Annotated in this window: 25 protein-coding genes; 4 read left to right on the forward strand and 21 right to left on the reverse strand. The window is 74.1% G+C overall.

From position 1 onward, the window contains the following. Positions 1-189: 189 nt before the first annotated feature. Positions 190-714: a regulatory protein RecX gene (locus DT057_RS20105; RefSeq protein ID WP_238312806.1), complete on the reverse strand. Its 525-nt coding sequence runs from the start codon at positions 712-714 to the stop codon at positions 190-192. 87 nt (positions 715-801) lie between these two features. Between DT057_RS20105 and DT057_RS20110 the strand changes: the two genes are divergently transcribed. Beyond that, a complete protein-coding gene (locus DT057_RS20110; RefSeq protein WP_128563885.1) occupies positions 802-2,193 on the forward strand; it encodes a TAXI family TRAP transporter solute-binding subunit in 1,392 nt (463 codons plus the stop codon). 208 nt (positions 2,194-2,401) lie between these two features. Here the strand turns inward: DT057_RS20110 and DT057_RS20115 are convergent, their stop codons facing one another. From DT057_RS20115 to DT057_RS20125, 3 genes are all read right to left on the reverse strand, one after another. Further along, on the reverse strand, positions 2,402-3,628 hold the full coding sequence (locus DT057_RS20115) for an MFS transporter (RefSeq protein ID WP_128563886.1): 1,227 nt from the start codon (positions 3,626-3,628) through the stop codon (positions 2,402-2,404). 153 nt (positions 3,629-3,781) lie between these two features. Then, positions 3,782-5,023: a KpsE/RkpR family capsule polysaccharide export protein gene (locus DT057_RS20120; RefSeq protein WP_128563887.1), complete on the reverse strand. Its 1,242-nt coding sequence runs from the start codon at positions 5,021-5,023 to the stop codon at positions 3,782-3,784. Positions 5,024-5,081: 58 nt separating this feature from the next. Next, the gene (locus DT057_RS20125; protein ID WP_128563888.1) at positions 5,082-5,735 is read right to left on the reverse strand and encodes an ABC transporter ATP-binding protein; all 654 of its coding nucleotides are present in this window, start codon (positions 5,733-5,735) and stop codon (positions 5,082-5,084) included. A 382-nt stretch (positions 5,736-6,117) separates the two neighbouring features. On the opposite strand from DT057_RS20125, the gene efeU reads away from it, so the two are divergent. From efeU to efeB, 3 genes are read left to right on the forward strand one after another with little or no spacing between them, the layout of a single operon-like run. Further along, on the forward strand, positions 6,118-6,939 hold the full coding sequence (gene efeU, locus DT057_RS20130; RefSeq protein ID WP_128563889.1) for an iron uptake transporter permease EfeU: 822 nt from the start codon (positions 6,118-6,120) through the stop codon (positions 6,937-6,939). Positions 6,940-6,965: 26 nt separating this feature from the next. Continuing rightward, entirely contained in the window at positions 6,966-8,087 is a 1,122-nt protein-coding gene (efeO, locus tag DT057_RS20135) for an iron uptake system protein EfeO (RefSeq protein ID WP_128563890.1), read from the forward strand. A 16-nt stretch (positions 8,088-8,103) separates the two neighbouring features. Further along, complete coding sequence (efeB, locus tag DT057_RS20140) at positions 8,104-9,363, forward strand: iron uptake transporter deferrochelatase/peroxidase subunit (RefSeq protein WP_128563891.1); 1,260 nt, start codon at positions 8,104-8,106, stop codon at positions 9,361-9,363. Positions 9,364-9,490: 127 nt separating this feature from the next. Here efeB and DT057_RS20145 read toward each other — a convergent pair whose 3' ends face one another. The 17 genes from DT057_RS20145 to DT057_RS20225 all read right to left on the reverse strand — a co-directional run bounded on the left by DT057_RS20145 (position 9,491) and on the right by DT057_RS20225 (position 26,190). After that, positions 9,491-10,075, reverse strand: a complete 585-nt coding sequence (locus DT057_RS20145; protein WP_128563892.1) for a DUF2147 domain-containing protein — start codon at positions 10,073-10,075, stop codon at positions 9,491-9,493. A 106-nt stretch (positions 10,076-10,181) separates the two neighbouring features. Beyond that, positions 10,182-10,784 (reverse strand): TetR/AcrR family transcriptional regulator, encoded by a 603-nt coding sequence (locus tag DT057_RS20150; RefSeq protein WP_128563893.1) that lies wholly within the window; start codon positions 10,782-10,784, stop codon positions 10,182-10,184. Positions 10,785-10,949: 165 nt separating this feature from the next. Then, positions 10,950-11,723 (reverse strand): trans-aconitate 2-methyltransferase, encoded by a 774-nt coding sequence (tam, locus tag DT057_RS20155; RefSeq protein ID WP_128563894.1) that lies wholly within the window; start codon positions 11,721-11,723, stop codon positions 10,950-10,952. 82 nt (positions 11,724-11,805) lie between these two features. Further along, positions 11,806-12,063 (reverse strand): hypothetical protein, encoded by a 258-nt coding sequence (locus DT057_RS20160; protein WP_128563895.1) that lies wholly within the window; start codon positions 12,061-12,063, stop codon positions 11,806-11,808. Positions 12,064-12,363: 300 nt separating this feature from the next. Next, a complete protein-coding gene (locus tag DT057_RS20165) occupies positions 12,364-12,774 on the reverse strand; it encodes a DUF1236 domain-containing protein (RefSeq protein WP_128563896.1) in 411 nt (136 codons plus the stop codon). A gap of 173 nt (positions 12,775-12,947) precedes the next feature. Further along, positions 12,948-13,691 carry a sigma-70 family RNA polymerase sigma factor gene (locus DT057_RS20170; protein WP_128563897.1) on the reverse strand — a complete coding sequence of 248 codons (744 nt, stop codon included), beginning with the start codon at positions 13,689-13,691 and terminating at the stop codon, positions 12,948-12,950. 122 nt (positions 13,692-13,813) lie between these two features. After that, positions 13,814-14,605, reverse strand: a complete 792-nt coding sequence (locus DT057_RS20175; RefSeq protein ID WP_128563898.1) for a class II glutamine amidotransferase — start codon at positions 14,603-14,605, stop codon at positions 13,814-13,816. 50 nt (positions 14,606-14,655) lie between these two features. Continuing rightward, entirely contained in the window at positions 14,656-14,946 is a 291-nt protein-coding gene (locus DT057_RS20180) for an oxidase (protein ID WP_238312808.1), read from the reverse strand. 17 nt (positions 14,947-14,963) lie between these two features. Continuing rightward, the gene (locus tag DT057_RS20185; protein WP_238312809.1) at positions 14,964-15,629 is read right to left on the reverse strand and encodes a cytochrome c oxidase subunit 3; all 666 of its coding nucleotides are present in this window, start codon (positions 15,627-15,629) and stop codon (positions 14,964-14,966) included. Beyond that, positions 15,626-17,308 (reverse strand): cytochrome c oxidase subunit I, encoded by a 1,683-nt coding sequence (locus DT057_RS20190; RefSeq protein ID WP_128563900.1) that lies wholly within the window; start codon positions 17,306-17,308, stop codon positions 15,626-15,628. Before DT057_RS20190 ends, DT057_RS20185 begins: the two co-directional genes overlap by 4 nt. Continuing rightward, a complete protein-coding gene (coxB, locus tag DT057_RS20195; RefSeq protein WP_128563901.1) occupies positions 17,305-18,273 on the reverse strand; it encodes a cytochrome c oxidase subunit II in 969 nt (322 codons plus the stop codon). The genes DT057_RS20190 and coxB overlap by 4 nt, the downstream gene beginning before the upstream one ends. Beyond that, positions 18,270-18,812 carry a hypothetical protein gene (locus tag DT057_RS20200; RefSeq protein WP_128563902.1) on the reverse strand — a complete coding sequence of 181 codons (543 nt, stop codon included), beginning with the start codon at positions 18,810-18,812 and terminating at the stop codon, positions 18,270-18,272. The genes coxB and DT057_RS20200 overlap by 4 nt, the downstream gene beginning before the upstream one ends. Next, positions 18,809-19,867: a hypothetical protein gene (locus DT057_RS20205; protein ID WP_128563903.1), complete on the reverse strand. Its 1,059-nt coding sequence runs from the start codon at positions 19,865-19,867 to the stop codon at positions 18,809-18,811. Before DT057_RS20205 ends, DT057_RS20200 begins: the two co-directional genes overlap by 4 nt. Then, complete coding sequence (locus DT057_RS20210; RefSeq protein WP_407068068.1) at positions 19,864-20,562, reverse strand: c-type cytochrome; 699 nt, start codon at positions 20,560-20,562, stop codon at positions 19,864-19,866. Before DT057_RS20210 ends, DT057_RS20205 begins: the two co-directional genes overlap by 4 nt. Beyond that, complete coding sequence (locus DT057_RS20215) at positions 20,559-22,556, reverse strand: quinol:electron acceptor oxidoreductase subunit ActD (protein ID WP_128563904.1); 1,998 nt, start codon at positions 22,554-22,556, stop codon at positions 20,559-20,561. The genes DT057_RS20210 and DT057_RS20215 overlap by 4 nt, the downstream gene beginning before the upstream one ends. Further along, positions 22,553-25,552, reverse strand: coding sequence for a TAT-variant-translocated molybdopterin oxidoreductase (locus tag DT057_RS20220; RefSeq protein ID WP_238312811.1), 3,000 nt, complete (start codon positions 25,550-25,552; stop codon positions 22,553-22,555). Before DT057_RS20220 ends, DT057_RS20215 begins: the two co-directional genes overlap by 4 nt. After that, entirely contained in the window at positions 25,531-26,190 is a 660-nt protein-coding gene (locus DT057_RS20225; RefSeq protein WP_128563905.1) for a cytochrome c3 family protein, read from the reverse strand. The genes DT057_RS20220 and DT057_RS20225 overlap by 22 nt, the downstream gene beginning before the upstream one ends. Positions 26,191-26,248: the final 58 nt, after the last annotated feature.

The following is a 26,248-nucleotide window of genomic DNA, read 5'->3' on the forward strand; positions in this document are numbered from 1 at the left end:
CCGGCGGCCCCGCGGGACGGCGCGCCCGCTCGCCGACATCGCCTTGACGCCGCACCGCTTTCTCCCGCCCGACCGGGGACGCCGCCCCGGCGCGGGTCCTCCGGGCCGGGGCGAGTGGCGCTCCGGCGGGAGGGGCGCCACCACGATGACGCAGGGCCGGCGCCCGCGATCCCGCGGCGAGGGCGCCCGTCAGGCTTCGTCGGGCTCCGGCCCGCCGTCGATCACCCGGCGCGCGAGGGAGAAGCCGAAGCCCGCCCTCGCCATCGCGGCGAGGTCGCGGTCGCGGCCGGCCTCCCGCCCGGCCGGCGCCCGCCAGGGGCCGAGCCGGCGCCGGCGCGCGTAGGCGCGGGCGGCCTCCTCCTCGGCGTCGGCATCGCTCTCCGCCAGCACCGCCCCGACGACCGCGCGGTCGACGCCCTTGGCGGCGAGCTTGGCGCCGATCGCCCGGGCCGAGCCGCCCCGGCGGCGCAGGGTGCGCACCTTCGCGCTCGCGAAGGCCGCGTCGTCGACGAGGCCGGCGCCGCGGGCGCGCTCCACCACCGCCTCGACCATCCCGGCGAACGCCTCCGGCGCCTCGCCCCGCAGCCGGCAGCGGCTCTCGACCCGGCGCAGCAGCACCCGGCGCAGCATCTCCACCGAGGCGCCGTAGCGCTCGAGGTAGTGCAGCGCGGCGCGCTCCAGGTAGGCCGGGTCGATCGGGCGGGCCGCCCTCAATCCGCCATCCGGCCCGGCTTCACCGGGCCGGTCCCGGATCGCCGTGGGATCCGGGGCGTTGTCCGTCCGGGCCTCGCGCGAGGGATGATGCCGGCGTTTCTGCACAAGCGCGAATCCTTCTTCCTCCTGGCGGCCCTGCTGCTCGGGGCGGTGGCCGGCGGCGTGCTTTACCTGTCGCGGCCCACGACCCTCGTGGTGGCGGTCGGCCCGGAGGCGCGGGCGGAATCCCGCCTGATCCAGGCCTACGCCGACGCCCTCGCCCGCGCCCGGGAGGATATACGCCTCCTCGTCGTGCCTTACGACGACGTGCGCAACAGCGCCGCGGCGCTCCAGTCGGGCCGCGCCGACCTCGCGGTGGTGCGCCCGGACGTGCGGCTGCCGGAGAACGGCCTGACCCTCGCGGTGCTGCACGACGAGGCGCTCGTCGTCGCGGCCCCGGCGGGACGGGAGCTCAAGGCCTTCCCGGACCTCTCGGGCAAGCGGCTCGGCCTCGTGGCGCATCACGGGGCCGACCAGCCCTTCGTCACGAGCCTGCTCGCCTACTACGCCCTCACGCCGGCCGCGCCCGAGCGGGCCGGCACCCCCGGCACCGTCGCGGTGGTGCCGCTCGCCGCCGAGGAGGTGACGGCCGCCCTGGCGACGGGCCGGATCGACGCCGCCGCGGTCATCGCGGCGCCGTCCGCGCGCGCGGCGGGCCAAGTGGTGCGGGCGGTGGAGGCGGCCTCGCCCGACCACGGCGCCGCGATCGTCGCCGTCCCGGACGGCGAGGCCATCATCCAGCGCATGCCCGAGCTGCAATCCGTCAGCATCGCGGCCGGCACCTTCGGCGGCCGCCCCAAGCGCCCGGACGAGGATGTCCGCACGGTCGGGGCCTCCTACCGCCTGATGGCCCGCGCCTCGTTGAGCCGGGACGTTGCCGCGAGCGTGACCCAGCACCTGTTCGAGCTGCGCTCGCGCCTCGCCGCCATGACGCCCACGGCCAACCTGATGAAGGCGCCCGACTTCGACAGCGCGGTGGCGGCCACGAGCGCCCGGCTGCCGATCCACCCCGGCGCCGTGGACTTCTACGAGCGCGAGCAGCAGACCTTCCTCCAGCGCTACGAGGACTGGGTCTACCTGGCGGCGTTCTTCGGCGGCGGGCTCGGCTCGGCGGTCGCCTGGCTCGGGCAGCGCCTCGCCCGCGAGCAGCGCGCCCGGATCGACACCGTGCTCGACCGCCTGCTCGCGATCCTGGCCGAGGCCCGGGGCACCCAGGACCCGGCCGCGCTCGCCGGCCTCGCGGTGGAGATCGACGGCCTCGTGGTCGACGTCGTGCGCCACGCCCGCGCCCGCGCCACCGACATCCGCACGATGAGCGCCCTGATCCTGGCGGTGGACGCCGCCCGCGCCGCGGTCGCCGAGTGCCGCCGCGACGCCGACGGGCCCCCGCCGCGGGAGCGCGCCGGGCGGGTGCTCTCGCTGCACCAGACGGGCGCGTGAGGGCGCCGCCCCCGCGCCGCGGCGTTTCCGGAACCGGTCGCGGCAGGTCGTGCCGACGCGCCTGCAGCGCGCCCGGGCCCGGGAGGCCGCGCCGTTCTCAGGTCTTGGGGTCGAGGGCGGTCTTTGCGGGCCGAGCGTCTCCTGAGCGTGGTCGGCGCCCCCGCAGGCCCGCACCTCCAGCCGGCCCCCGCCGGGGGCGCCGGCGGCCTCAGCCGAGCAGCCTGTCGCGCTGGCGCAGGGCCGGGAACAGCCGCCCCCACAGGCCCGCCACCAGGATCGTGGCGATGCCGCCGGCGACGACCGCCGGGACGGCGCCGACCAGGGCCGCGAGGGTGCCGGACTCGAACTCGCCGAGCTCGTTCGAGGCGCCGATAAACACCGTGTTGACCGCCGCGACCCGGCCCCGCATGGCGTCGGGCGTCTCCCCCTGGACCAGGCTCTGGCGCACGTAGACGCTCACCATGTCGGCCGCCCCGGTGGCGAACAGGCAGGCCATCGACACGGGCAGCGAGGTCGAGAGGCCGAAGCCGACCGTGGCGAGCCCGAACACCGCCACGGCCGCGAGGAGGCGCGGGCCGACCCGCCGGGTGAGGGGGCGGTGGGCCAGCACGATCGCGGTCGCCACCGACCCGAAGGCCGGCATGCTGCGCAGGAGGCCGAGGCCGAGGGGGCCGACGAGCAGCACCTCCTGGGCGAAGATCGGCAGCAGCGCGGTGGCGCCCCCGAGCAGCACCGCCACGAGGTCGAGGCTGATCGCGCCGAGCACCACCGGCTGCGAGCGGATGTAGGTCAGGCCGGCGAGGAGCGTCGCCCAGGTGAGCGCGGGCCGGTCCCGGGCGGCGGCCGGGGCGGGCCGGATCGACGCGACGCTGAGGGCCGCCAGCCCGAAGGCCGCCGCCGCGAGGCCGAACACCACCGCGGGTCCGAGGGCGTACAGGAACCCGCCCAGGGCCGGCCCCGAGACCGCGGCGCTCTGCCAGATCGAGGAGTTCCAGGCGATGGCGGTGCCGAACTGCGCGCGGGGGACCAGGGTCGGCAGCAGCGCCTGGCTCGCCGGGTTGGCGAAGGCGCGGGCGGCGCCCACCAGCACCATCAGCGTGTAGACCGGCCAGACCGGCGCGGTGCCGGACGAGGCCAGCGCCATCAGGCCGAGCCCCGCGAGGCCGAGCAGCCCGTACGCCAGGGCCGCGACCCGCCGGCGGTCGTAGGCGTCGGCGACGTGACCGGTGACGAGGGCGCCGAGCATCGCGGGCGCGAAGCTCGCGAGCCCGACGAGGCCGAGCGCCAGGGCGCTGTGGGTGAGGTCGTAGACGAACCAGCCGACCGCCACGGCCTGCATCTGGTAGGCGAGCCCGGTCAGGAAGCGGGCGATGCCGAACAGCCGGAAGTCGCGGTTGCGAAAGAGCGTCCAGCCGGACGGCGCGGGGGAGAGCATGACGTGTCCGAGCTGGGGCCGCGGCGGCCGATCCGGGCGGGGCGGCCTTCCCGCCGCCCCGCCGGGCGAGGAACCGGCCCCGCCGGGCGGGGGAGCGCCGCGTCAGGCGAGGTGCCGGGTCAGGCGAGGTGCTTGGTCAGGCGAGGTGCTTGATCAGGCGAGATGCTTGCGGGTCAGGACCCCGAGGCCGAAGGCGAGCGCCGCGCCGGCGACCGAGAGGCTGATGAGGAGCAGGCGCCGGGGCTGCTGCGCCGATTCCGCCTTCACCGGCTCGACGATCATGCTGAAGAACTCGATCTGCCGGTCGGCGATCATACGCGCGCGCTCCCGCGCCGCGATGGTCATGGCGTAGAACTTCTCGGCGGTCTTGCGCTCCCCGTCGAGCTGCTCGAACTGGGTCAGCGTGGCGGCGAGGACGCGGCGCTGCTCCGGATCCTGGTTCGCCGCCTGGTGCTCGATCCGCGCGATGGTGTCGTCGAGTTGCGCGATCTGCGCCTTGAGGTCCTGCACCCCGCGGGTGTCGTCCCGGAGATCGCGCTGGAGCAGGCTCAGCTTGACCGCGAGGTTGATCCGCTGCGCGCGGATCTCGGCCACCATCTTGAGGTTGACCTCGTTCGATTTCTGCGCGTCGAGCACCCCGTCGCGGTTGCGCAGGTCGCGCACGGCCACGAAGAGCCTGGTCAGGCGCTCCTCGGCCCGCTTCATCTCGCGCTCGCTCTCGGCGAGGGCGTCGTTGCGGGCCCGCACGGTCAGGCGGTTCACCATGCTCTCGCTCTCGGTCATGACCGCCCGGGCGATCGCCAGCGAATCCTCCGCGCTGAAGGCGTTGACCGTGACCGCGACCACGCCCGAGGTCCCCTCGAGCTTCAGGTCGACCCGGTCCTTCCAGTACTTCACCAGCTTCTCGACCGGCTTCTCGGGGTTGAAGCGCGAGTAGAGGTCGATGTCGTCGCGGGAGAACATGGCCCGCAGGGGCATCGACCTCTCGATCGTCTCCACCATCGGGCGGCTGTGGATGTACTCGCCCACGATCATGGTGTCCTGGGCGAGCAGCTCCTTGGGCACGCCGGAGGAGGTGCCGATCTGGTCGGGCGTGGCCTTCTCGGCCCCCCCGATCGCCGGCCGGATCGCGAAGCGCGCCTCCGTCACGTAGCGGTCCGAGAGGATCAGCCCGAAGAAGACCGCGCTCGCCAGGGAGGGGAGCACGAACAGGCACACGAACAGGATCGGCGTGACGATGTCCCGGCGGGTGCGCGACCGGATCGTGCGCATGCTCCGGTTCGGATCGGAGAAGCGCGACACGCGGGCCGCCTGCCGCAGCGCCTCGCCGATCATGCGGGAGCGGTCGGCCGGGCTGAGCGGCTGGCCTTGCGGGTTGCGGGCGTCGACCGTCATGCTGGGTGGTTCCGGCTGCGTTCGGGGCCGGGGCGCCGGCCGGGAGGGGTGGGGGCTCTCACTGGTTCAGCCGCTGGTAGACTTCGATGGCGTCGTTGATGTCGGGATAGATCACGGCCCTGCCGTTCGCCAGGACGATGCCCTGGCTGGCGTAGCTCTTGATGGTCTCCATCGAGTGCGAGCACATCACGATGTCGGCGTTCGCCCGCCGCTTGCTCCAGACTTCCTCGCAGCGCATCTGGAAGCGCGCGTCGCCCACGCCGGTGATCTCGTCGACGAGGTAGCAGTCGAACGGGATCGCCATGCTCATGCCGAAGGCCAGGCGCGAGCCCATGCCCGAGGAGTAGTTGCGGATCGGCACGTTCATGTAGTCGCCGAGCTCGGAGAACTCCTCGACGAAGGCCAGGATCTTGCGCGGGTCCTCGCCGTGGATGCGCGCGACGAAGATCACGTTCTCCCGGCCGGTCATCATCGGGTGGAAGCCGCCCGCGAAGCCGAGGGGCCAGGACACCCGGGTGGTGCGGATCACGCGTCCCCGGGTCGGCAGCTCGCTGCCCGACATCAGCCGCATGGTGGTGGACTTGCCGGCGCCGTTGATGCCGAGGACGCCGTAGCTGACGCCCGGCTTGAGGGTGAACGAGGACCGGTCGAGGATCGTGCGGCGGTACCCGTCCGTCTTGTAGATCTTGGTGACGGAGTCGAAGCGGATCATCGGCTCAGCGGGCGGTTCTGGACGGAGCGGCGGACGGCCGCGCCGGCGCCGGGTCGGCCGGGGCTCGCGGGGCGGGAGACCTGTCCGATCATGGGCTGCACGGGCGTCCGCACGGGTGAGGCGGCCCGCCACGGATGTGCCGGACCGTCCCCACGGGCTAGGCCGTAAAAACGGCGAATCTGAGAAGCGGGCGCCGCCGCGGCCGGACCCGCGCAGGGCCGGGCCGGGCCCAGGCCCGGGTCGAGCCCGCACCGGTCCCGGAAGACTAACGGGTGCAGTTTCGAGTGATTATAAACAGAGCCCGCGGCCGCGCGTCGTCTTGAGTTCCTCGGCCGATGGATTAAACACCGCCTCTTCCAGCACCATTACCGGGTCGCCGACCGTGCTCATCGCATTCCTGATCATGCTGCGCGAGGGGATCGAGGCGGCGCTGATCGTCGGCATCATCGCCGGTTACCTCGCGCAGACCGGGCGGCAGGCCTGGATGCCGGCCGTGTGGGCGGGCGTCGCCCTGGCGATCCTCCTCTGCCTGTGCCTCGGCGTCGCCCTCCAGGCGCTCGGCGCCGAGTTCCCGCAGAAGCAGCAGGAGATGGTGGAGGGCGTGATCGCGCTCCTGGCCGCCGGCATGCTCTCCGGCATGGTGTTCTGGATGCGCAAGGCCGCCCGCTCGGTGAGGACCGAGCTGCACGGCGCCGTCGATGCCGCCCTCGACCGGGGCGGGCTCGCCCTCGCGGTGATGGCCTTCCTGGCGGTCGGCCGCGAGGGGCTCGAATCGGTGTTCTTCCTCCTCGCCACCGTCCAGCAGGACGTGGGCTGGGGCGTGCCCGCGGGGGCGCTCCTCGGCCTCCTCGCGGCGGCGCTGGTCGGGGCCGGGATCGCGCGGGGCGGCGTGCGCCTCGACCTGCGCCGCTTCTTCCGCTGGACCGGGGCGTTCATCCTGTTCGTGGCGGCCGGCCTGCTCGCCGGCGCCCTGCGGGCCTTCCACGAGGCCGGCCTCTGGAACCACCTCCAGGCCACGGCCTTCGACGCCAGCCACGTCCTGCCCGCCGACTCGGTGGCCGGCACCCTGCTCACGGGCATCTTCGGCTACCAGGAGGCCCCCGCCTGGGGCGAGGTGCTGGTCTACCTGGGCTTCCTGGTGCCCTCCCTGTGGGCGTTCCTGGCCACGGCCCGGCCGCCGGCGGCCGTGCCGCGCCACGCCTGAGCCTCGCTCCCCCGAAGGAGGACCCGTTGCCGATCACCGCCCGCCCGCTCCTCGCCGCGCTGCTGCTCCCGGCGGGAGCCGTCCTCCCGGCCGCCGCGCAGGCGCCGGAGCCCGTCGCCGTCACGGTGACCGACAAGGGCTGCGAGCCCGCCGCCCTGACGGTGCCCGCCGGCCGGTCGGTGTTCAGGATCAGCAACAAGAGCCGCCGGGTGCTCGAGTGGGAGATCCTCGAGGGCACCATGATCGTGGAGGAGCGCGAGAACATCATCCCGGGCTTCGTGCAGTCGCTCTCCGCGACCCTGGCGCCGGGCAGCTACCAGATGACCTGCGGCCTCCTGAGCAACCCGAAGGGCACCCTCACGGTGACGGCGGCCGCCACGCAGGCCGCCGGGGCCCCCGACCCGATGGCGCTCGTCGGGCCGCTCGCCGCCTACAAGCTCTACGTGATGAGCGAGGTCGACGCCTTCCTGGGCCGGACCCGGGCCTTCACCGAGGCGGTCAAGGCCGGGCAGATCCCGCAGGCCAAGGCCCTCTACACCGAGGCCCGGCGCCACTACGAGCGGATCGAGCCGGTGGCGTCGCTGTTCAACGACCTCGACAAGAGCATGGACGTGCGGGCGGACGATTTCGAGCTCAAGGAGGCCGATCCGGGCTTCATCGGCTTCCACCGCATCGAGAAGGGCCTGTGGGCCGACAACAGCACGGCCGGGCTCGACCCGCACGCCGACCGGCTGCTCGCCGACGCCACGGAGCTCAAGCGGCGGATCGTCGACCTCACGGTCCCGCCGGCCAAGATGGTGGGCGGGGCGGCGGCCCTGATCGAGGAGGTGGCGGCCACCAAGATCTCCGGCGAGGAGGACCGCTACAGCCGCACCGACCTGTCGGACTTCCACGCCAACGTCGAGGGGTCGCGCAAGATCTTCGACCTGCTGCGGCCCCTGGTCTCGGCCCGCGACCCCGACTTCGTCGCCCGCACCGAGAAGAACTTTTCGCGGGTCGAGGCGCTCCTGGCGAAGTACCGCGCCGAGGACGGCAGCTTCGCGCCCTACGACCGCCTGAGCGAGCGCGACCGCAACGCCCTGAAGGGGCCGATCACCGTGCTGGCCGAGGACCTCTCGACCCTGCGCGGCAAGCTCGGACTGGATTGAGGGCCGGGACGCGCCGATGACCCGGGCCTGCCCGTTCTCCAGCTCCCGCCGCGCCCTCCTGCGCGGCCTTGCCGCCGGCACCGGGGCCGCGGCCCTCGCGCCCGCCGCCGGGCGCGCCGAGGACGCGACGCCGACCGCCGCCAGCGACGGCACCCTCGACCGCCAGCCCTTCCACGGCCGCCACCAGGCCGGCATCGTCACGCCGCAGCCGGCGGCGGCGCTGTTCGTCGCCCTCGACGTGCTGGCCGAGGACCGGGGCGAGCTCGCCCGCCTGTTCCGGATCCTGACCGAGCGCCTCGCCTTCCTGACCGTGGGCGGGCCGGTGCCGCCCCGCGACCCGCGCCTGCCGCCGGCCGATTCCGGCATCCTCGGGCCGCAGGTGCTGCCCGACAACCTGACGGGGACGCTCGCGGTCGGGGCGAGCCTGTTCGACGACCGCTACGGCCTCGCGGCGGCCCGGCCGCGGCGCCTGCGCCCGATGGAGCGCTTCCCCAACGATTCCCTCGACGCCCGGCTCTGCCAGGGCGACCTCCTGCTGCAACTCTGCGCCAACACGCCCGAGACCAACCTGCACGCCCTGCGCGACCTGATCCGCAGCACGCCGGGCCTCGTCGCGCTGCGCTGGAAGCTCGAGGGCATGCTGCCGCCCCACGTCGTGAAGCGGGCGGGCGTCGACACGGTGCGCAACTTCCTCGGCTTCAAGGACGGCACCGCCAACCTCGACGCCCGGGACGAGGCCCTGATGCGGCGCCGGGTCTGGGTCGCTCCCGGGTCGGGCGAGCCCGCCTGGGCGGCGGACGGCTCCTACCAGGTGGTGCGGATCATCCGGAACATGGTGGAGCGCTGGGACCGCACGCCGCTCGGCGAGCAGGAGCGCATCATCGGCCGGCACAAGGACAGCGGCGCGCCCCTCGGCGAGACCCGGGAGCACGCCCTGCCGGACTACGCCGGCGACCCGCACGGGACCCGCACGCCCCTCGACGCCCATATCCGGCTCGCCAATCCCCGCACGGCGGAGACGGAGACGAGCCTCATGCTGCGCCGGGGCTACAACTATTCGGCCGGGATCACGGCGTCGGGCCAGCTCGACATGGGCCTGCTGTTCGTCTGCTTCCAGGCCGATCTCGACGCCGGCTTCGTGGCGGTGCAGAGCCGCCTGAACGGCGAGCCGCTGGAGGAGTACATCAAGCCCGTCGGCGGCGGCTACTTCTTCGCCCTGCCGGGCGTACGGGAGCCGGGCGGATTCCTCGGCCAGGGCCTGCTGGTCGGCGCCTAGCGCAGCGTCGGACGGCGGGGACACGGGGTTCGCGACCCGACGAAGCCCCGGCGAGGGAGCGACCGGGTGCCGTGGCCGTCCGAAACCGGGACGGGCGCGGCGCGGGGACGCCGGCTGCTCGCCGTCGCTACTTCGGCGCCTTCGCGGCCGGGAGGCGCCCGGCCGTCCGGTCCTGCGCCCATTCCGGATCCGCCTTCGGGCCGTCGGCGCTGCCGGTCGCGCCGGTCAGCTGGCCCGCCGCGACGTCGGTCACGCGGCTCCAGGTCTGCGAGCCGCAGAACACCGACAGCATGCAGCCCTTGACGTGCAGCCCGCCGGATTGCTCCCGCCACAGCGTGATGTCGTACTTCTTGCCGTTGTCCGCGTTGTAGATCTGGCCCTCGTACCGCGCTTCGCTGTTCGGCTTGAGCCCGAGGATCATCTGATGCCCGAGGGCGAGGCGCGGCTTCCGCTTGTCGTCGGGATTGAACTGGTCGGTGCGCGGCCGGCCGCCGTCGTCGGTGGGGGATTTCAGCCAGACGACGAAGCCGCAGACCTGCTCCTGCTTCGCCCCGCAATGCTCGACGCGCACGCGCGCGCGGCCGTCCTCGGTGAGCCAGGTGCCGGTCGGGTCCACGGGCGGCGCCGCCGCGGCCGGTCCGCAGAGGAGCGTGAGGCCGACGAGTCCCGCGAGGTGCGGGACGGCGCGCGCGCCGAGCGAGGGAGAGGGCATCGTTGTGTCCTTCGTCGTGGCAGGTGGTGGCGCGGCGGGCGGGCCGCGCCGGGAACGGGACGGGTGAGGTGGCGCCGGGACGCGGGGGCGCGGTCCCGGCCGCCGGTCAGGGGATCCCGGTCAGCCTCTCGTCGATGAGGGAGACGAGGCGGGCGAAGGCCGGCTCGGGATCGTAGCCCCGGACGAGCGCCCGGTTGACCACGATCCCCTTCATCAGGGGGTCGATGGTCTCGTAGAGGGCACGGGCGTCGAAGCCCTCGACGGTCGCGAGGCGCGCGAGCGCCGCGACGAACCACGCCGCGCTGCGCTGCTGCAGATCCTGGTGCATGGCTCCGAGAACCGGGTTGCAGGTCATCTCTGCCCACATCTCGACGTGGAGGACCGCCTTCTCGGCCGTGATCTCGATGAAATGATGGCGGATGATGTAGATCAGCGCGTCCTTTACATTGCCCCCGTCTTCGAGGGCCGCGATCTGCTCGTCCGCGCGGCGGACCTCCCGGTCGGCGAGGGAGAGAACGAGGTCCTCCTTCGAGGCGAAGTAGCGATAGATGTTGGGAGCGCTCATCGCGGCCGCCCGGGCGATGTCCTGCATCGTCGTGCGGTGGAACCCGCCGCGGATGAAGCAGGCCTCGGCGGCATCGAGGATGCGCTCCCGCCGCCCCGCGCCGGTCCCGGCCTCGACCACGAGAGCAGGTGCGGGCGCGGGCATCGGCTCGGCGGCGTTCCTGGCTGATAATGAATGTTCGTTATCCCAGGGAATGCGGCGATCGTGAGACGGCGCGCGCCTGGGGGCCGGGCCGCGGCGGCCGACCGCACCGGGTTCGTTCCCGGCCGCGTTCAGGGTCCGCGGCGCGCCGCTGCCGGCCCCGCCGGGTCAGCTCCGCCGGGCCACCAGGAACAGGCGCGGGAAGGGCAGCAGCACGCGCCCGTCGCCCTGCACCGGGTAGGCCTGCGCCAGGGCGGCCTCGTAGCGGGCCAGGAACGCGGCCTGCGCGCCGGGATCGAGGGGGGCCAGGAACGGCCTCAGGCCGGTGGCCCGCACCCACTCGACGATGCCCCGGTGGCCGGCGAGCGGGTGGACGTAGGTCGTGCGCCAGAGGTCGACCGTGCAGCCGGCCGCCGACAGCCAGGTATCGTACTCCCACACGCTGCCGATCCGGCTCCGGAACGCGCCGGCACCGGCGAGGCGCTCCGCGAAGGGCGGCTCGGCCGCGACACTCCGCATCAGCCCGTGCGAGGGCTCCTCGAGGTTGTCGGGCATCTGCACGGCGAGGCAGCCGCCCGGCGCCAGGCTGCGGGCGAGCCGCGCCAGCAGCCGGGCGTGGTCCGGCAGCCATTGCAGCACGGCGTTGGCGAAGATCAGGTCGGGCGGGTGCTCGGGCGCCCAGGCCGCGACGTCGCCCTCGACGAAGCGCCGCCCCGGCAGGCGCGTCCGCGCCTCGGCCAGCATGGCGGGCGAGGAATCGAGGCCCGTCACCTCCGCGCCGGGATAGCGGGCGACGAGGAGCTCCGTGCTGTTGCCGGGTCCGCAGCCGAGATCGACCACCCGGGCCGGCGCGTCGAGCGGCACCCGCGCCAGCAGGTCCGAGGCCGGGCGGGTCCGCTCGTCGGCGAACTTCAGGTACTGGCCCGCATCCCAATCCGCCATCGCCCGGCCCTCCCGCTTCCGGCCGCTTCGCGCGTCGCCCCTGCGTGCCCGCGCCGCGGACCGGACGGCCCGCGCGCAGGCGTCACGGCCGCCGGGCCGCCGCGACGTCGCCGAGCATCTCCTTCAGAGCGCCCTCGACCGCCTCCGTGCCGGTCTCGTGCGCCTTGAGACGCCCCTCCAGCCGGCGCAGGTGCGGGCCGAACTCGGGCGGGATCGTCGGGTCGCCGAGATATTGCGGCTTCTCCGCCTGCGCGTTGTAGACCGAGCGGAGCTGCTGCCCGAGGTGATCGCGGACCTCTCCCGGCAACACGGCGTCGTGGCTCTCGGGCGTATCGGGCATCGGATGGGTCCATCTCGCGTGGATCACCCCTACGAAATCCGATTCGCGGGGCTTTCGCCATGGTCTCGGTCGGGTGCGGTACAGATCTCGCCAAGCAGGGCCGGGCTCAGCCGGCGGGCATCCGCGCCGGGATATTTGCGGCGGGAGGCTCGAGAGGGCGTCCCGGCCCTGCCAAGGCTGCGGCGCCGGATGCCGGGCGGCCGGACACGGCAGCCGCCGCCAAACGCAAAAGCCCCGGCGCGAGGCCGGGGCCCGTCGGCGCGGGCGCCGCCCGGACGGCGGCGCCCATCGCCCGCCGGCTCAGTCGATGACCTGCACGATGCGGCGGGTGCCCGGGTCGACCAGCACGACGCGGTCGTTGACCACGGTGTAGCGACGGCCGCGCGCGCCGTACTCGGAGGGAACCTCGTAGTAGCTCACGCCGGATCCGGGCAGCACGGTGCCGACGCGGACGTCGCCGTCCCAGTCGTAGGAGCGGTGCTGGCGCACGGCGTAGCTGCGGAAGCGCGGGCGCTCGTCCACGCCGAGCAGGCCGCCGACCGCGCCGGTGGCCGCGCCGACCGCGCCGCCGACGATCGCGCCGACCGGGCCGGCCGCATCCGCGCCGTCCTCGGCTCCGCGCTGGGCGCCGCCGATCAGGCCCTGGGCGTGGGCCGCCACCGGCAGGCTGAGGGCGAGGGCGGCGGTGGCGAGGAGGGTGCTGGTCTTCATCGGGCTGTTCTCCGTTCCGGTGTGGTCCACCCCGGTCGAGCGAGGCGGCTCTCGGCGGTGGTAACGTCGCGGTCCGCGAAACGGTTCACTCGCCGGCGCCAGAATGTCGCATTGCCCGGGGGCAGTATGCGGGCCGCGGGCCGAGCCCCGCGGGGGCGCCGTCCGGCCCGGCCTCACGCCTCCTTGGGCATCGCCGACTGGATCAGCCGGTCGGTCCCGAGGTCCTCCTCGTCGTAGCCGAGGAGCTCGGCCAGGCGGCCCCGGGCCCGGCTGACCCGGCTCTTCACCGTGCCGACCTTGCAGCCCATGATGGCCGCCGCCTCCTCGTAGGACACGCCCTCGGCGCCGACCAGGACCAGGGCCTCGCGCTGGTCCGGCGGCAGCTTGGCGAGCGCGCTCTGGAGGTCCTCGACGTCGAGGCGGTCGCCCTGGTGGGGGGCGGTGGCGAGCCGCGCCGCGTAGGAGCCGTCCTGGTCCTCGACCTCGCGCACGCGCTTGCGGTGGTCGGAGTAGAAGATGTTGCGCAGGATGGTGAAGAGCCAGGCGTTCAGGTTGGTGCCGGGCTGGAACCGGCCCCGGTGCTGCCAGCCCTTCAGCAGCGTGTCCTGCACGAGGTCGTCGGCCCGGGCCGGGTTGCTGGTGAGGGAGAGCGCGAAGGCGCGCAGCGAGGGCACCGCCTGCAGCAGCCCGTCGCGGAACTCCGGCAGCACCACCTCGCCCTGGGCCTTCAGGACGGATTCGAGGCGCGCGATCAGGTCGGCGAAGCGGTTGCCGTCCTCCTCGCCCCCGAGGGAATCGTAGGCCGCCCGCAGCTGGCTGCCCAGATGCGTGCGGATGCTGGCCGAGAGGCCGGGCCTCGGGTCAGCGAGGCCGTGCCCCGGTTCGGCCGACGGATTCGAGGCTGGATCGCGCGTCATGGCTCTCGCGTCTGGCTGCCGGGGGAACATGGGTCCCGGATCCGGTGCCGGAAAGTCCGGCCCCCAACCTTAGCGAGAATCCGGGCGGGATCGAAAGGGGAGTGCGCCGCGCCGCGGGCGCGTCAGCCGCCCGCGGCGGCCCCGGCCTCGTCGCCGTCCGGCACGCCGAGCCGGAAGGCCAGCACCTCGCCGGGCGCGAGGTCGGTCCAGCGCTCGTCGCGGGTGAGGGGCTGGGTCGCCACCACCGTGACGATGTCGTCGGGCGTCGTCTCCTCGGAGAAGTCCACGCGCCAATCCTCGTCGATCAGGGTGGCGGTGCCGAAGGGGGCCCGGCGGGTGAGGGCGCACAGGCGCTTGCCGCAATGGGCGTAGAGGGTGCGGCTGTCGGAGAGCAGCATGTTGAACACGCCGAGCCCGTGCAGCTCGGCGCCGAGCTCCCGCACCGCCCCGTCGAGGCGGGTCGGCTTCGGCAGCGCCGGCCAGCGCGCCTCGAGCCGGCCGAGCATCCAGCAGAAGGCGTGCTCGCTGTCGGTGGTGCCGACGGGCCGGAAGCGCCCGAGCTCGAGGCGCTTGACGCCCTTGAGCTGCCCGTTGTGCGCGAACGTGAAGGTCCGGCCCCACAATTCGCGGCTGAACGGATGGGTGTTCTCCAGGGAGACCCGGCCGCGGTTGGCCCGGCGCACGTGCGCCACCACGATGCGGCTCTTGATCGGGTACTGGCGGATCAGCCGGGCGATCTCCGAGCGGGCGCTGGGCTCGGGGTCGTGGAACGTGCGGCAGCCCCGCCCCTCGTAGAAGGCGATGCCCCAGCCGTCCTGGTGCGGGCCGGTCTCGCCGCCGCGGCGGGCGAGGCCCGCGAAGCTGAAGCGGATGTCGGTCGGGACATTGGCGCTCATGCCGAGCAGTTCGCACATGGCGAGGCTTATAGGGCGGGAAGCCTGAGTGGCGAGTGAATGCGGCCGGCTCAGCGGGTCAGGTAGTCGGTCAGCGTCATGGCGAACAGGATCCCGACCCAGAAGAAGCCGATCCCGGCAAACAGCCGCACCAGCGGCGGCTCGTGGCGCACCTCCATGGACACCCACAGGATCGTCACCACCATGGCGGTGGCCACCATGAGCTCGAGGATCCAGACGTGGGCGAACGGCAGGGTCGCGCCGAGCGCGACGTTGACGCCGAGGAGCCCCAGCAGGGCGCCGGCGGTGAGCACCGGCACCCGCATGTGCGCCCGCAGGACGCGGCGCTCGTCGTCGCTCATGCGCGCCATCCGGCCCCCTACCGGTTCACCACGTAGAGGATCGGGAAGGCCAGGATCCAGATCAGGTCGATGAAGTGCCAGTAGAGGCCGAAGATCTCGATCCGGTTCTGGTGGCGCGCGAGGAAGCCCGGGCGGCTCGCCTGCCAGGTCATCGCCAGGAGGATGCCGATCCCGGTCGTCAGGTGCAGGCCGTGCAGCGAGGTCGCGACGTAGTAGAGGTTGACGAACAGGCGCGAGGCCGGCGCGCTCTCGAGGGCGTAGGGCCGGCCGCCGAGGAACGGCATCATGTGCTCGTGGTAGTCGGCCCAGTATTCGTAGCCCTTGAACGCGAGGAACAGGGTGCCGAGCGCCGCCGTGGCCAGCATGAACCGGACCATGCCGCGCTGCCAGCCCAGGCGCGAGAGCTGGATCGCCCCCGACATGGTCAGGCTGGAGGTGATCAGCACCACGGTGTTGAGGGCGCCGATCCAGAACTTGAGGTGGCGCGCCGCCTCCTGCACCGCCTCCGGGTGGAGGAGGCGCAGGACGAGGGCGGTGAGGAACAGCCCGGCGAAGAGCAGGAGCTCGGTGAGGAGCCAGGCCCACATCCCGAGCACCGCGGCGTGGCGCTGCTGCTCGACCGTGGCGAAGTGCGAGACCAGCGCCACCCCGACGCCCTCGGCTCCCTCGGCCCCCGCGCTCACGTGTGCTGCCTCCCGGTCTCGCGGGCCTGGATCGGGTAGTCGTAGGGCATCTCCGGCACCTCGGGCTCGGACAGGAAGTTGTGGGCCGGCGGCGGCGAGGCGACGGTCCACTCGAGGCCGCGGGCGTCCCACGGGTTGGCGGGCGCCCGCCGGCCGAACCAGATCGCGTACACGAGGTAGACCATCGGGAAGATGTAGCCGACCGCCAGGATCGTCGAGCCGGCCGACGACAGGATGTTGAGGAACTGGAACTCCGGCGGGTAGATGTGGTAGCGCCGCGGCATCCCAAGGTAACCGAGGATGAACTGCGGGAAGAAGGTGACGTTGAAGCCGATGAAGATCAGGAAGGCGGAGATGCGGCCCCAGGCCTCGATGTACATCCGCCCGGTGAACTTCGGCCACCAGAAGTGCAGCCCGCCGAGGAAGGCCAGCACGGTGCCGCCCACCATGATGTAGTGGAAGTGCGCCACGACGAAGTAGGTGGCGTGGACGTGCTGGTTGATCGCCAGGGTCGCGAGGTAGAGCCCGGTGAGGCCGCCGAGGACGAACAGCCCGATGTAGCCCATGGCGTACAGCATCGGCGTGTCGAGCTTGAGCGAGCCCTTGTGGATCGTGGCGGTCCAGTTGTAGACCTTGACCGCCGAGGGCACCGCCACCGCGAAGCTCAGCACCGAGAAGGCGACGCTCGCGAGGTCGCTCTGCCCGTTGACGAACATGTGGTGGCCCCAGACGAAGAAGGTCACCGAGGCGAGCCCGATCGCCGCGTAGGCGACGAACTTGTAGCCGAACAGCTTCTTCTGGGCGAAGGCCGGGACGATCTCGGAGATCACGCCCATGCCCGGCAGCACCATGATGTAGACCGCCGGGTGCGAGTAGAACCAGAACAGGTGCTGGAACAGCACCGGATCGCCGCCGTAGGCGGGATCGAACACCCCGATGTGGAAGGCCCGCTCCATGATGAGCAGGATCAGCGCCACGGTGATCACCGGCGTGGCGAGGAGGAAGATCAGGCTCGTGGCGTAGTGCGTCCAGACGAAGATGGGCAGCCGGAACCACGTCATGCCGGGCGCCCGCATCGTGTGGATCGTGACCACGAAGTTGAGGCCCGTCAGGATCGACGAGAAGCCCACGATGGTGACGCCGATGAGCGCCGGCACCACCCAGGTGTTGGAGAACGCCGTGGAGAGCGGCGTGTAGAAGGTCCAGCCGGTGTCGACCCCGCCCAGCACCACGCTGACCAGCGTGAACAGCGCGCCGGTCATGAACACGTACCAGGAGGCGAGGTTGAGCTTCGGGAAGGCGAGGTCCCGCGCCCCGATCATCAGCGGGATCAGGAAGTTGCCGAAGGTCGCCGGGATGCTCGGGATCAGGAAGAACCAGACCATCACGACCCCGTGGATCGTGAACAGCTTGTTGTAGGTGTCGTTGGTGAAGACTTGCCCGTCCGGCACCACGAGGGCGAGGCGCACCAGCCCGGCCGTGACCGCCCCGATGACGAAGAAGGCCGTGATGCTGGCGAGGTACAGGAGCGCGATGCGCTTGTGGTCGGTGGTCAGGAACCACGACCGCAGGGTGTGCTCGGCGTGCAGGTAATCCGCCGGCCGGTCGAGGGTCGGGTCCGGGGTGTGGGGATCGCGCAGGGCGAGCCCCTCGGTGCCGGTCGCGGTGCCGCTCGTCATGGGACAGCCTCCTGCTGCGCCTGCGCGCCCGCGCTCTTGAGGTAGGCGACGAGCCGGTCGAGGTCGTCGGCCGGGATCACGTTGCGGAAGGCCGGCATGACCTGCTTGTAGTCCGCCGCGAGCTTCAGCCGGTTCGGGTTCAGGATCTTCTCGCGCAGGTAGGCCTCGTCGGCCGGGACCGTGCGGCCGTCCGCGAGGCGGACCTCGCGGCCGTAGAGCCCGGCGAGGGAGGGCGCCCGCACGACGGCGCCCGGGTCGTGGCAGGTGCCGCAGGCGTAGGATTCGTAGACCGCCCGGCCGGCGCCCGCGAGCCCCCCCTGGAGGGCCTGCCCGTTCTGGAGCCAGGCGGCGTAGTCGGCCTGCGACATCAGGGTGAGATTGCCGTCCATCTTCGAGTGGTCGGTGCCGCAATACTCGGAGCAGTAGAGCCGGAAGGTCCCGCTGCGGTCGGCCTTGAACCACAGCTCGGTGTAGCGGTCGGGCAGGGTCGCCATCTGCATGCGCAGGACCGGCAGGTAGAGGGCGTGGATCACGTCCTGGCTGGTCATCCGGATCTTGACCGGCTGCCCGATCGGCAGGTGCAGGTCGTTGATCTCGGACTGGCCGGTCGGGTGCTGGAACTTCCACATCCACTGCCGGCCGATGGCCTCGATCACGAGTGCGTCGGCGGGGGCGGCCTTCGAGATGAAGAACAGGCGCGCCCCCCAGACGAAGAAGATCAGGGTGAGCAGGAACGGGATCAGCATCCAGCTGATCTCGATGAGCACGCTGCGGCTCTCGGACTGGTCGCGGTTCGCCGGCGCGCCCTGCCGGTAGCGGATCGCGAACCAGGTGATGGCGACGAAGACCGGGACGGTGAGCAGCAGCGTCAGGACCGTGAAGGCCAGGATCAGCCAGTCCGTCTCGGCCGCGGTGGCGGAGGCCGAGGGCGGCCAGAGCTGGAGGGCGAGGTCGGTCGGGTTCATGGCCGGGGCGCCGCGTCCGGGCCCGCCGCCGGGGGGGCCGCCGGCGCCGGGGGGTCGAGGGGCCGGCCGGCCATCAGCGCCATGGCCCGCTCGACCGGGATGCGGGCGCGGCTGCGGCCGGCATCGACGTAGCCGTAGCCGTCGACGAGGCCGCGCTCCCGCGCCTCCTGGCGCGCGAGGTCGCGGTAGGGCGCGCCCTGGAGGTTCGGCGGCGGCGGCCGGATCACGGCCGTCTGCTGCGGGGTGAGCGCCGGCGTGCCGGCGACGTTCCAGGCGCGGAACAGGTGCATCATGACGGCGACCGCGACGATCGCGGACGCGACCGACCCGGCGAGCCCGAGCACCACGAGGGCGGTGCGCCCGGCATCGACGTCCCGGGCCTCGAACCCCGCCGGGTTGTGGGGGCCGTCGGGCGCCTCCGGGGCCGGCCCGGCCGGCCGGCCCGGCCGGAGCGGGCCGCTCAGGCGCAGCAGCTCGGCCGCCGCGAGGGCCGCCAGGAGCGCGAGCCCGCGGACCGGGGGATCCCGCGGCTCGCTCACGGCGCCGGCCCGCGCAGGCGGCGGTCGACGGGCCCGTAGAGGCCGCCCGCGACGCCCACCACCCCGACGAGGGCCAGGACGTCGGCCCAGGTGACCCGGAAGGCGCCGCGGAAGCCCGGCGTGACCAGCCAGAAGATCTCGGCGCCGTGGAGCAGCAGGATCAGGAGCGCGATGCCGGCGAGCACCGCCGGGCGCCCGGCGGTGCGCCGCGGCACCAGCACCAGGGCGGCGAGCACGATCACGCTCCCCCCGGCCCAGACCCCGACGCGGCCGATCAGGCCGTCGCGCGCGAGGTACCAGCGCGCCTCCTCGGGCAGGTTGGCCGACCAGACGATGAGGTACTGCACGAAGTGGACGAAGCCCCAGATCGCGAGCAGCACCAGGATCGGGTCGGCGAAGGAGGCGGCGGTGCGCTGGTCCCGCCCCGGCCGGCCCGAGCTGCCCCGGGCCGCGATCAGCGCCGCGGCCGAGAGCGCGATGCCGGTCTGGATCGTCATCACGAGGAGCCCGAAGGCGGTGGAGCCGAGGCCCGGGTCGGCCGATTGCATCCAGTCCTCCGCCGCGAGCGTGCCGGTGACGGCGTAGAGGATCATCCCGAGGACCGCCCGCCTGCGGCGCGCCTCGGCGGGGGGGCTGCCGGGCTCGGCGGGCGGGCGCCGGAAGGTGCTGCCGAGCCAGAGCCAGACGCCCAGGTAGGCGAGGCTGCGGCCCCCGAAGAAGACCGGCGTGAACCAGATCCCGGCGAGGGGCGTGCGCGCCGCCGCCCCCCGGTCCCAGGCGTAGAGCCCGCCGAGGTTGAGGAGGATCGGCAGCAGCAGCAGGCCGGCGATCGGCAGGAGGCCGAGCAGGCGCCGCAGGGAGGCCGCCATGGGGCCGGCCGGGAACCCGGCGAGCTCGAGCCCCATCAGGAGCGGCAGCGCGCCGGCCGGGAACGCGATCAGCACCAGCCAGGCCGCGAGGTAGGACGGCATCACGGCGCTGCCCCGGGCGGCGGCGAGCGCGCAGGCCCCGAGGGCGAGCGCCCCGAGGGCGAGCGAGATCGGGCGGCGGTTCATCGGCGGGCTCCTCCCGTCCTGTCGGGCTGCGCCCGATCGCCGGGCTGCGCGCGATCGCCGGGCTGCGCCCGATCGGCCGGCTCCGTCCTGTCGTCGGGCGTGCCCGGATCGCCGGGCGTCGCCCGCGCGGCGAGCCTCGCCCGCTCGTCGGGCGGCAGGCTCGCCACCGCGACGTCCTGGCTCAGCTGGAGCGCCCGCAGGTAGGCGACGATGGCCCAGCGGTCCGCGGGCGGGACCTGCGCGGCGTAGCTCAGCATGCTGCCCCGGCCGTTGGTGATCACGTCGTAATGGGCCTGCGCCGGGGCCTCGCGCAGGCGCGCCGCGTGAAGCGAGGGCGGCCGCGGGTAGCCCCGCTGCACGATGATACCGTCGCCGTAGCCGGCCGCGCCGTGGCAGGGGGTGCAGAACACGCCGTAGCGCTCCCGCCCGCGGGCCAGCAGCTCCGCCGAGGCGGCCGCCGGCTGCGGCAGCGGCGGGTTCGGCACCGTCCGCGGCACCGTGCCGGGCACCGGCTGGAGCATGGTCCGCCCCTGCGGGAAGAAGCCGTTCCGGTCCCAGGTCTTCGCCTTGGGCTGGCTCACCATGTCGGCCCCGTCGCAGGCGGCGAGCGCCAGCGCGGCGAGCGCCAGCACCGGGACGGCGCGGAGGCCCGGGCCGCGCGCGGCGGCGCGCTGTCCCGGCGGGGCGTTCCTCACCGCGGCACCCTCCGGATCATCAGGGCGCGCGGGCCCCGGAGGGACAGGAGCGCCCGCTCGATCCGCTCCGCGTCGAAGCGGTCGTCCCGGGCCTCGAAGGCGAGGAAGAAGCGGTCCTGCGTCGCCCGGGTAAAGTCCGGGATGTTGAAGGCCGGGTGGTTGAGGCGCGGCAGGCGGTTCTCGACCAGCAGGGCGAGCACGGTGGCGAGCGCCCCGCACAGCATGCCGAACGACACGCTCGGCACCACGAAGGACTGCCAGGACAGGCGCGGGCGCCCGCCGATGTCGAACACGTAGTCGATGCCCACCGCGTAGAGGCACATCGCCATGAAGGCGGCGGCGCCGGCGAGGGCTGCGGCGAGCGCGAAGAGCGGGATGTGCCCGGCGGGTTGCCCCAGGATCTCGGCCGCCTCCGGCATCGGCACCGGCCCGTAGGCCTCGCGGCGCGCGCCGAGGCTGCCCACCGTCCGCATGGCGGCGGCGAGGTCCCGGGCGCTCGCGAATTCCGCGGTCACGCCCCAGAGCGGCGCCGGCGCAGTCTCGGGCTCGCGCGGCGCGGCCTCGCCGGCGGCGGGGCCCTGCGGGTGGGCCTCGGCCAGGCGGCGCGTCTCGACGATCGAGACCATCGGCAGGGTGCGCAGCCCGATCAGCAGCAGCGCCAGGAACAGCCCGACCGAGCCCGCCAAGGTGGCGACGCCCCAGGCCCCGGCGGCGTAGGAATGGGCCGAGGAGGGCAGGAAATCGTGGCTGAGCGTCACGATCAGCAGCATGAAGTGGTCGGCGAAGCTCCCGACCGCGACCAGGATCCCGACGAGCGCCACGGCGGGGCCGGAGCGGCGCGCGGCGCGCAGCCAGAACAGCTGCACCGGCAGCAGCGCGCAGGCGACGATGGTCCAGAACGCCCAGGCGTGCGCGCCCGCGAGCCGCCGCACGACGACGGCCCGGTCGAAGGCGTCGCCGTGGAGCAGGCTGGCGAAGATCTCGGTCGCGTAGCAGTACGCGGAGGCGAGCCCGAGCACGAGCATCAGGCGCCCGAGCGCGGCGAGGTGGCGCTCGGTGATGAGGGCCTCGAGGGCGAGCGCCCGGCGCACCAGCACGGTCAGGGCCGCCGTGACGCCGACGCCCGAGAGGAGCGACCCGATCAGGAAGGTCACCGGCAGGAGCGTGTCGTGCCACCCCGGCAGGACCGAGCCGGCGAGCATCACCGAGGCGCCGGTCTGGAGCGAGACCACCAGGATCAGCCCGAGGACCGCGAGGGTGCGCGTCGCCAGCAGCCAGCGCTCCCAGTGCACCACCGCCCCCCGCCAGCCGAGGGCCAGGATGCCGTAGGCCTGCGCCCGCAGGAGCGTGGTGCGCCGGCGCCGGCCCCGGCCCGCGTCGGCGGCGCGCAGCTCGGCGAGGGCCGCCTCGAAGGCGCGGTCGCGCAGGGCCGCGAGGTCGGGCAGGAGCCCGAGGTACCAGATGCTCGAGGCCAGCCCGAGGAAGCTCACGATGTCGACGGCGTCCCAGACGAGGGGCGAGCGGAATTGCGGCCACAGCGCCAGGGTGTTGGGGTAGGGCAGCGTCCAGTAGAACACCCAGGGCCGCCCGAGATGGATGATCGGGTAGAGCGCCGCCGCGGCGGCCGCCAGCACGGTCGCGGTCTCGGCGACCCGGTCGATGGCCGAGCGCCAGGGAGCGCCCGTGAGCCGGAGCGTCGTCGAGACGAGGAGCGCCCCGCAGGCGATGCCGATCCACCAGTCGTAGGCGACGATGTCGAGGGCCCAGACGACCGGGTTGTTGTTGTCCCAGACGCCGACGCCGTTGAGGAGCAGCCAGAACAGGGCGGCGGCGAAGACCGCGAGGAGGCCGCAGGCGCCCGCGAAGGCGATCCACCAGGGCCGCGCGCGGGTGCGGTCCGGGCCCCCCGCGACCGCGCGCCCGATCGAGGCGAAATCCGCCTGGGCGGCGAGGAGGCCGGGGCGGGCCGGCAGGGGCGTCACGGTCCCGCTCACGGCTCGCCCTCCGGCCCGGCGCCCGTCCCGCCGGCGGCCAGCCGCGCCAGGTAGGTGGTGCGCGGCCGGGTGTTGAGCGCGCCGAGGAGCGCGTAGTTGCGGGGGTCGGCCGCCGCGGCGGCGACCTGGCTCGCGGGGTCGCGCAGGTCGCCGAACGTGATGGCGCGGGTCGGGCAGGCGCCCTGGCAGGCGGTCTCGACCGCGCCGTCGGGGATCGGCGCGTGGTCGGCCTTGGTGGCGTCGATCCGGGCCGCGGCGATGCGCTGGACGCAGTAGGTGCACTTCTCCATCACGCCCCGGGCCCGGACCGTCACCTCGGGGTTGCGCTGCTGCTGCTGCACCGGGGCCATGTCGCCCGCGTAGTCGAGGTAGTTGAAGCGCCGCACCTTGTAGGGGCAGTAGCTCGAGCAGGCCCGGGTCCCGACGCAGCGGTTGTAGACCATGAGGTTCAGCCCCTCGCGGTCGTGCAGGGTCGCCTCGACGGGGCAGCCCACCTCGCAGGGCGCCTGCTCGCAATGCATGCAGGGCACCGGCATGAAGTGCGTCGCCGGCTGGTCGAGCCCGCCCTCGTAGTAGCGGTCGATCCGCAGCCAGTGCAGCCAGCGCCCGCGCGCCACCTCCTCCCGGCCCACCACCGGGATGTTGTTCTCGGACTGGCAGGCGGTGACGCAGGCGTTGCAGCCGATGCAGGCGTCGAGGTCGATCACCATGCCCCAGGCGCGCTCTCCCCCGTGGCGCCCCTCGGCCGAGGCCGGCGCCGGCGGGTAGAGCGAGGGGAGGGGGGCGCTCGGCGCCGCGGGGGCGCCGAGCGCCCGCACCCGCACGAGGTCGTGCCCCTCCATGGTGCCGTGGTCCTGGGTCGTCACCGGGGGCTGGCGCCGCCCCGTCCGGGCGAGCGTCGCGTCGGCGAGGCGCCAGGGCGAGGCGGCGGCCCGCAGCCCGTAGGCGTCGTAGCCGAGACCGTCCGCCAGGAGCCCCGGCGCCCGGCGGCCGTAGCCGAGGGTCACCGTCACGGCGTCGTCGGCCTGCCCCGGCAGGATCCAGACCGGCCCCTCGAGGCGCCGCCCCCCGGCCTCGAGGGTCACCACGTCGCCCTGCTCCAGCTCCTCGCGCTCGGCCAGGCGCGGGCTCACCGCCACGACGTTGCCCCAGACCACCTTGGTCAGGGGCTTGGGCAGCTCCTGGAGCCAGGCGAGGTCGGAGAGGCTCCCGTCCCAGATCGTGGGGTCGGGCCGGAACAGCACCTCGACCCGGCGCGCGGGCCCGCTCGACGGGGCCGGGGCGCCCGCCGCCGGGCGCGCCGCCGCGGGCGCCGGCGCCGCGACGCTCTCCTCCGGCAGCGCCGTTCCGGGCAGGAAGCCGGCGCGCAGGGCCTCCTCGAGCCGGGCCCGGGCGGCGGCCTCGTCCTCGCCGGGCCGGCGCCAGTGGGCGTCGAGGAGGCCGCGGCCGTCCCGGGCCTCGGCGTCGGTCAGGATCGAGAGGATCTCCGGGACCGTGCGCCCGTCGTAGAGCGGCGCCACGGTCGGCTGGATCAGCGTCACGGTGCCGTCGAGGGCGCGGGCGTCGCCCCAGGATTCGAGCGGGTGGGCGAGCGGCAGGGTCCAGTCGCAATGGGCGGCGGTCTCGTCGCGGTAGAGGCCGGCGTGGATCTTCAGGGGCACGCGCGCCAGCGCCTCCGTGAAGCCGAGGTCGCCGGGCGCGTCGTAGACCGGGTTGACGTCGAGCATCACCACGGCCCGCGCCGCGCCGCGGGCCATGGCCTCGACCAGGGCGGCGAGCGGCTCGGCCTCCTGCGCCGGCACCGGGGCGGTGTGGAACACGCACCGGCCGGTGTTGCCGAGCGCCGCGTTGAGGCGGTGGACCTGCGCCAGCAGCGCCGGCGCGGCGTGGGCGCCCGCCAGCACGACGCCGGCGCCGCGGGCCCCGTTCAGGGCCGCGAAGGCGCGGCGGCGCCAGGCCGCGACCGGGCCGTCGCGGACCTCCGCGGTCCCGCCCCCCGCCTCGGCCAGGAGGTCGCGGGCGATCTGCGCCAGGGCGTCGCTGCCGACCGCCAGGGGGGCGTCCGCCTTGGCGCCGGTGAGGCTCGGGGTCGGCCCGGCATGGTGCAGGCTCAGGAGCCGGCCGGCCGCCGCGGCGGCGCGGCGCGCCTCGATCCAGTCGCGCGACTGCCCGACCTGCCCCGGGCCGGCATCGAGGAGGTCGCCGTCGAGGGACACGATGGTGCGGGCCTCGCCCAGGCGCCAGCGGGTCTCGAGGGGCCGGCCGTAGGCTTCGCGCGCGCCCTCGTAGAGCGCCTCGCGGCCGGCCGGGGCCGCGACGTGCCAGCGCATGGCCGGGAAGTCCCGGCGCATGGCGGCGATCTGCGCGGCGAGGGAGGGCGAGGTGACCGGGCCGGTGACGAGGTGCAGGCCCCGGCCGCCGTCGGTCGCCCGCAGGGCCGCGAAGCGGCCCGTCATGGCGGCCCGGAAGGCCTGCCAGGCGCTCGGCCGGCCGAGGTAGTGCGGGGCCTGGAGCCGGAACGGGTCGTAGAGCCCGAGCACCGAGGCCTGAGCGAACACGTCGGTGCCGCCGCGGCTCCAGGGATGCGCGGGATTGCCCTCGATCTTGAGGGGGCGGCCGTTGCGGGTCGTGACCAGCACGCCGTTGGCGAAGCCGTCGACGAGGGCGGCCGAGGCGTAGGACAGGGCGGTGCCCGGCACGATCCGCTCGGGCTGGCGGACGTAGGGCACCTCCTCGGTGCGCCCGTCGGGCTGGCCGCAGGCGGCGAGCCCGCTCATCGCCAGGGAGGCCGCCATCGCCCTCAGGAAGCCGCGCCGGTCGGGCGCGGCGGCGAGCCGCGCGGCGGCCGGGTACTCGGCCTCGAGGAAGGCCCGGAACGCGGGCGAATCCGCCACGGCGTCGAGGCTGCGCCAGAATGCCGGCCCGTCGCCGGCGGCGAGGCGGGCGCGCAGGTCGCCGATCTCGTGGCCGCCCGTCATCGGTGGCAGATCGCGCATTCGGTCAGCCTCTCGCCGCCCCGGATGTGGTACTGGCGCACCAGTTCAGGCCCGATCTCGGCCTGGTTCGCCGGCGGGCTCCAGGTCATGGTCAGGATCTCGTCCTTCGGCCGCACGTACTTCTCGGGATTGCGGTGGCAGTCGAGGCAGAAGCTCATCTCGAAGGCGTTGGCCCGGTAGGTCAGCTGCATCTCGGTGACGTTGCCGTGGCAGGTCGAGCAGCCGATGCCGTTCTGCACGTGGACGGCGTGGTTGTAGTAGACGTAGCCCGGCAGCTTGTTCAGGCGGGTCCAGTGCAGGGGCTCGTCCCGGGCGTAGCTCGCGCGCACCGGCGCCAGCATGTCGGAGCCGGACCAGATCTGGCCGTGGCAGGTCATGCAGGTGTGGGTCGGCGGGATGCCGGCCGTGGCCTGCGTCTCCACGCTGGTGTGGCAGTAGCGGCAGTCGATCGCGAGCTCGCCCGAATGGTGCTTGTGGCTGAAGGGCACCGGCTGGGCCGGCGCCACCCCGACCCCGGTGACGTAGGAGGAGCGCATCAGCCCCGCGCCCACCACCGGCAGGGCCGCGAGGCAGGCCGCGGCGGTGAGGAGCGCGAGGCGGAAGAGCGCGTCGGCGCCGGGCGCGAAGAGCTGCCGCACGGCTCAAGGCCCGGGAGGCGCCCCGGCGGCGCGGCCGGGGGCGGGAATCAGCCTGCGC

This window comes from Methylobacterium crusticola, from assembly GCF_003574465.1.
In the GTDB taxonomy this organism is placed as follows: domain Bacteria; phylum Pseudomonadota; class Alphaproteobacteria; order Rhizobiales; family Beijerinckiaceae; genus Methylobacterium; species Methylobacterium crusticola.

Excerpts from the sequence above, each read along its gene's own strand:
- DT057_RS20165 (WP_128563896.1), bottom strand. The coding sequence starts at position 12,774 with ATGAAGACCAGCACCCTCCTCGCCACCGCCGCCCTCGCCCTCAGCCTG.
- DT057_RS20220 (WP_238312811.1), bottom strand. The coding sequence starts at position 25,552 with ATGCGCGATCTGCCACCGATGACGGGCGGCCACGAGATCGGCGACCTG.
- DT057_RS20150 (WP_128563893.1), bottom strand. The coding sequence starts at position 10,784 with ATGCCCGCGCCCGCACCTGCTCTCGTGGTCGAGGCCGGGACCGGCGCG.
- DT057_RS20120 (WP_128563887.1), bottom strand. The coding sequence starts at position 5,023 with ATGACGGTCGACGCCCGCAACCCGCAAGGCCAGCCGCTCAGCCCGGCC.
- DT057_RS20205 (WP_128563903.1), bottom strand. The coding sequence starts at position 19,867 with ATGAACCGCCGCCCGATCTCGCTCGCCCTCGGGGCGCTCGCCCTCGGG.
- DT057_RS20110 (WP_128563885.1), top strand. The coding sequence starts at position 802 with ATGCCGGCGTTTCTGCACAAGCGCGAATCCTTCTTCCTCCTGGCGGCC.
- DT057_RS20145 (WP_128563892.1), bottom strand. The coding sequence starts at position 10,075 with ATGCCCTCTCCCTCGCTCGGCGCGCGCGCCGTCCCGCACCTCGCGGGA.
- DT057_RS20190 (WP_128563900.1), bottom strand. The coding sequence starts at position 17,308 with ATGACGAGCGGCACCGCGACCGGCACCGAGGGGCTCGCCCTGCGCGAT.
- coxB (WP_128563901.1), bottom strand. The coding sequence starts at position 18,273 with ATGAACCCGACCGACCTCGCCCTCCAGCTCTGGCCGCCCTCGGCCTCC.
- efeB (WP_128563891.1), top strand. The coding sequence starts at position 8,104 with ATGACCCGGGCCTGCCCGTTCTCCAGCTCCCGCCGCGCCCTCCTGCGC.
- tam (WP_128563894.1), bottom strand. The coding sequence starts at position 11,723 with ATGGCGGATTGGGATGCGGGCCAGTACCTGAAGTTCGCCGACGAGCGG.
- DT057_RS20180 (WP_238312808.1), bottom strand. The coding sequence starts at position 14,946 with ATGAGCGACGACGAGCGCCGCGTCCTGCGGGCGCACATGCGGGTGCCG.
- DT057_RS20115 (WP_128563886.1), bottom strand. The coding sequence starts at position 3,628 with ATGCTCTCCCCCGCGCCGTCCGGCTGGACGCTCTTTCGCAACCGCGAC.
- DT057_RS20175 (WP_128563898.1), bottom strand. The coding sequence starts at position 14,605 with ATGTGCGAACTGCTCGGCATGAGCGCCAATGTCCCGACCGACATCCGC.
- DT057_RS20170 (WP_128563897.1), bottom strand. The coding sequence starts at position 13,691 with ATGACGCGCGATCCAGCCTCGAATCCGTCGGCCGAACCGGGGCACGGC.
- DT057_RS20160 (WP_128563895.1), bottom strand. The coding sequence starts at position 12,063 with ATGCCCGATACGCCCGAGAGCCACGACGCCGTGTTGCCGGGAGAGGTC.
- DT057_RS20125 (WP_128563888.1), bottom strand. The coding sequence starts at position 5,735 with ATGATCCGCTTCGACTCCGTCACCAAGATCTACAAGACGGACGGGTAC.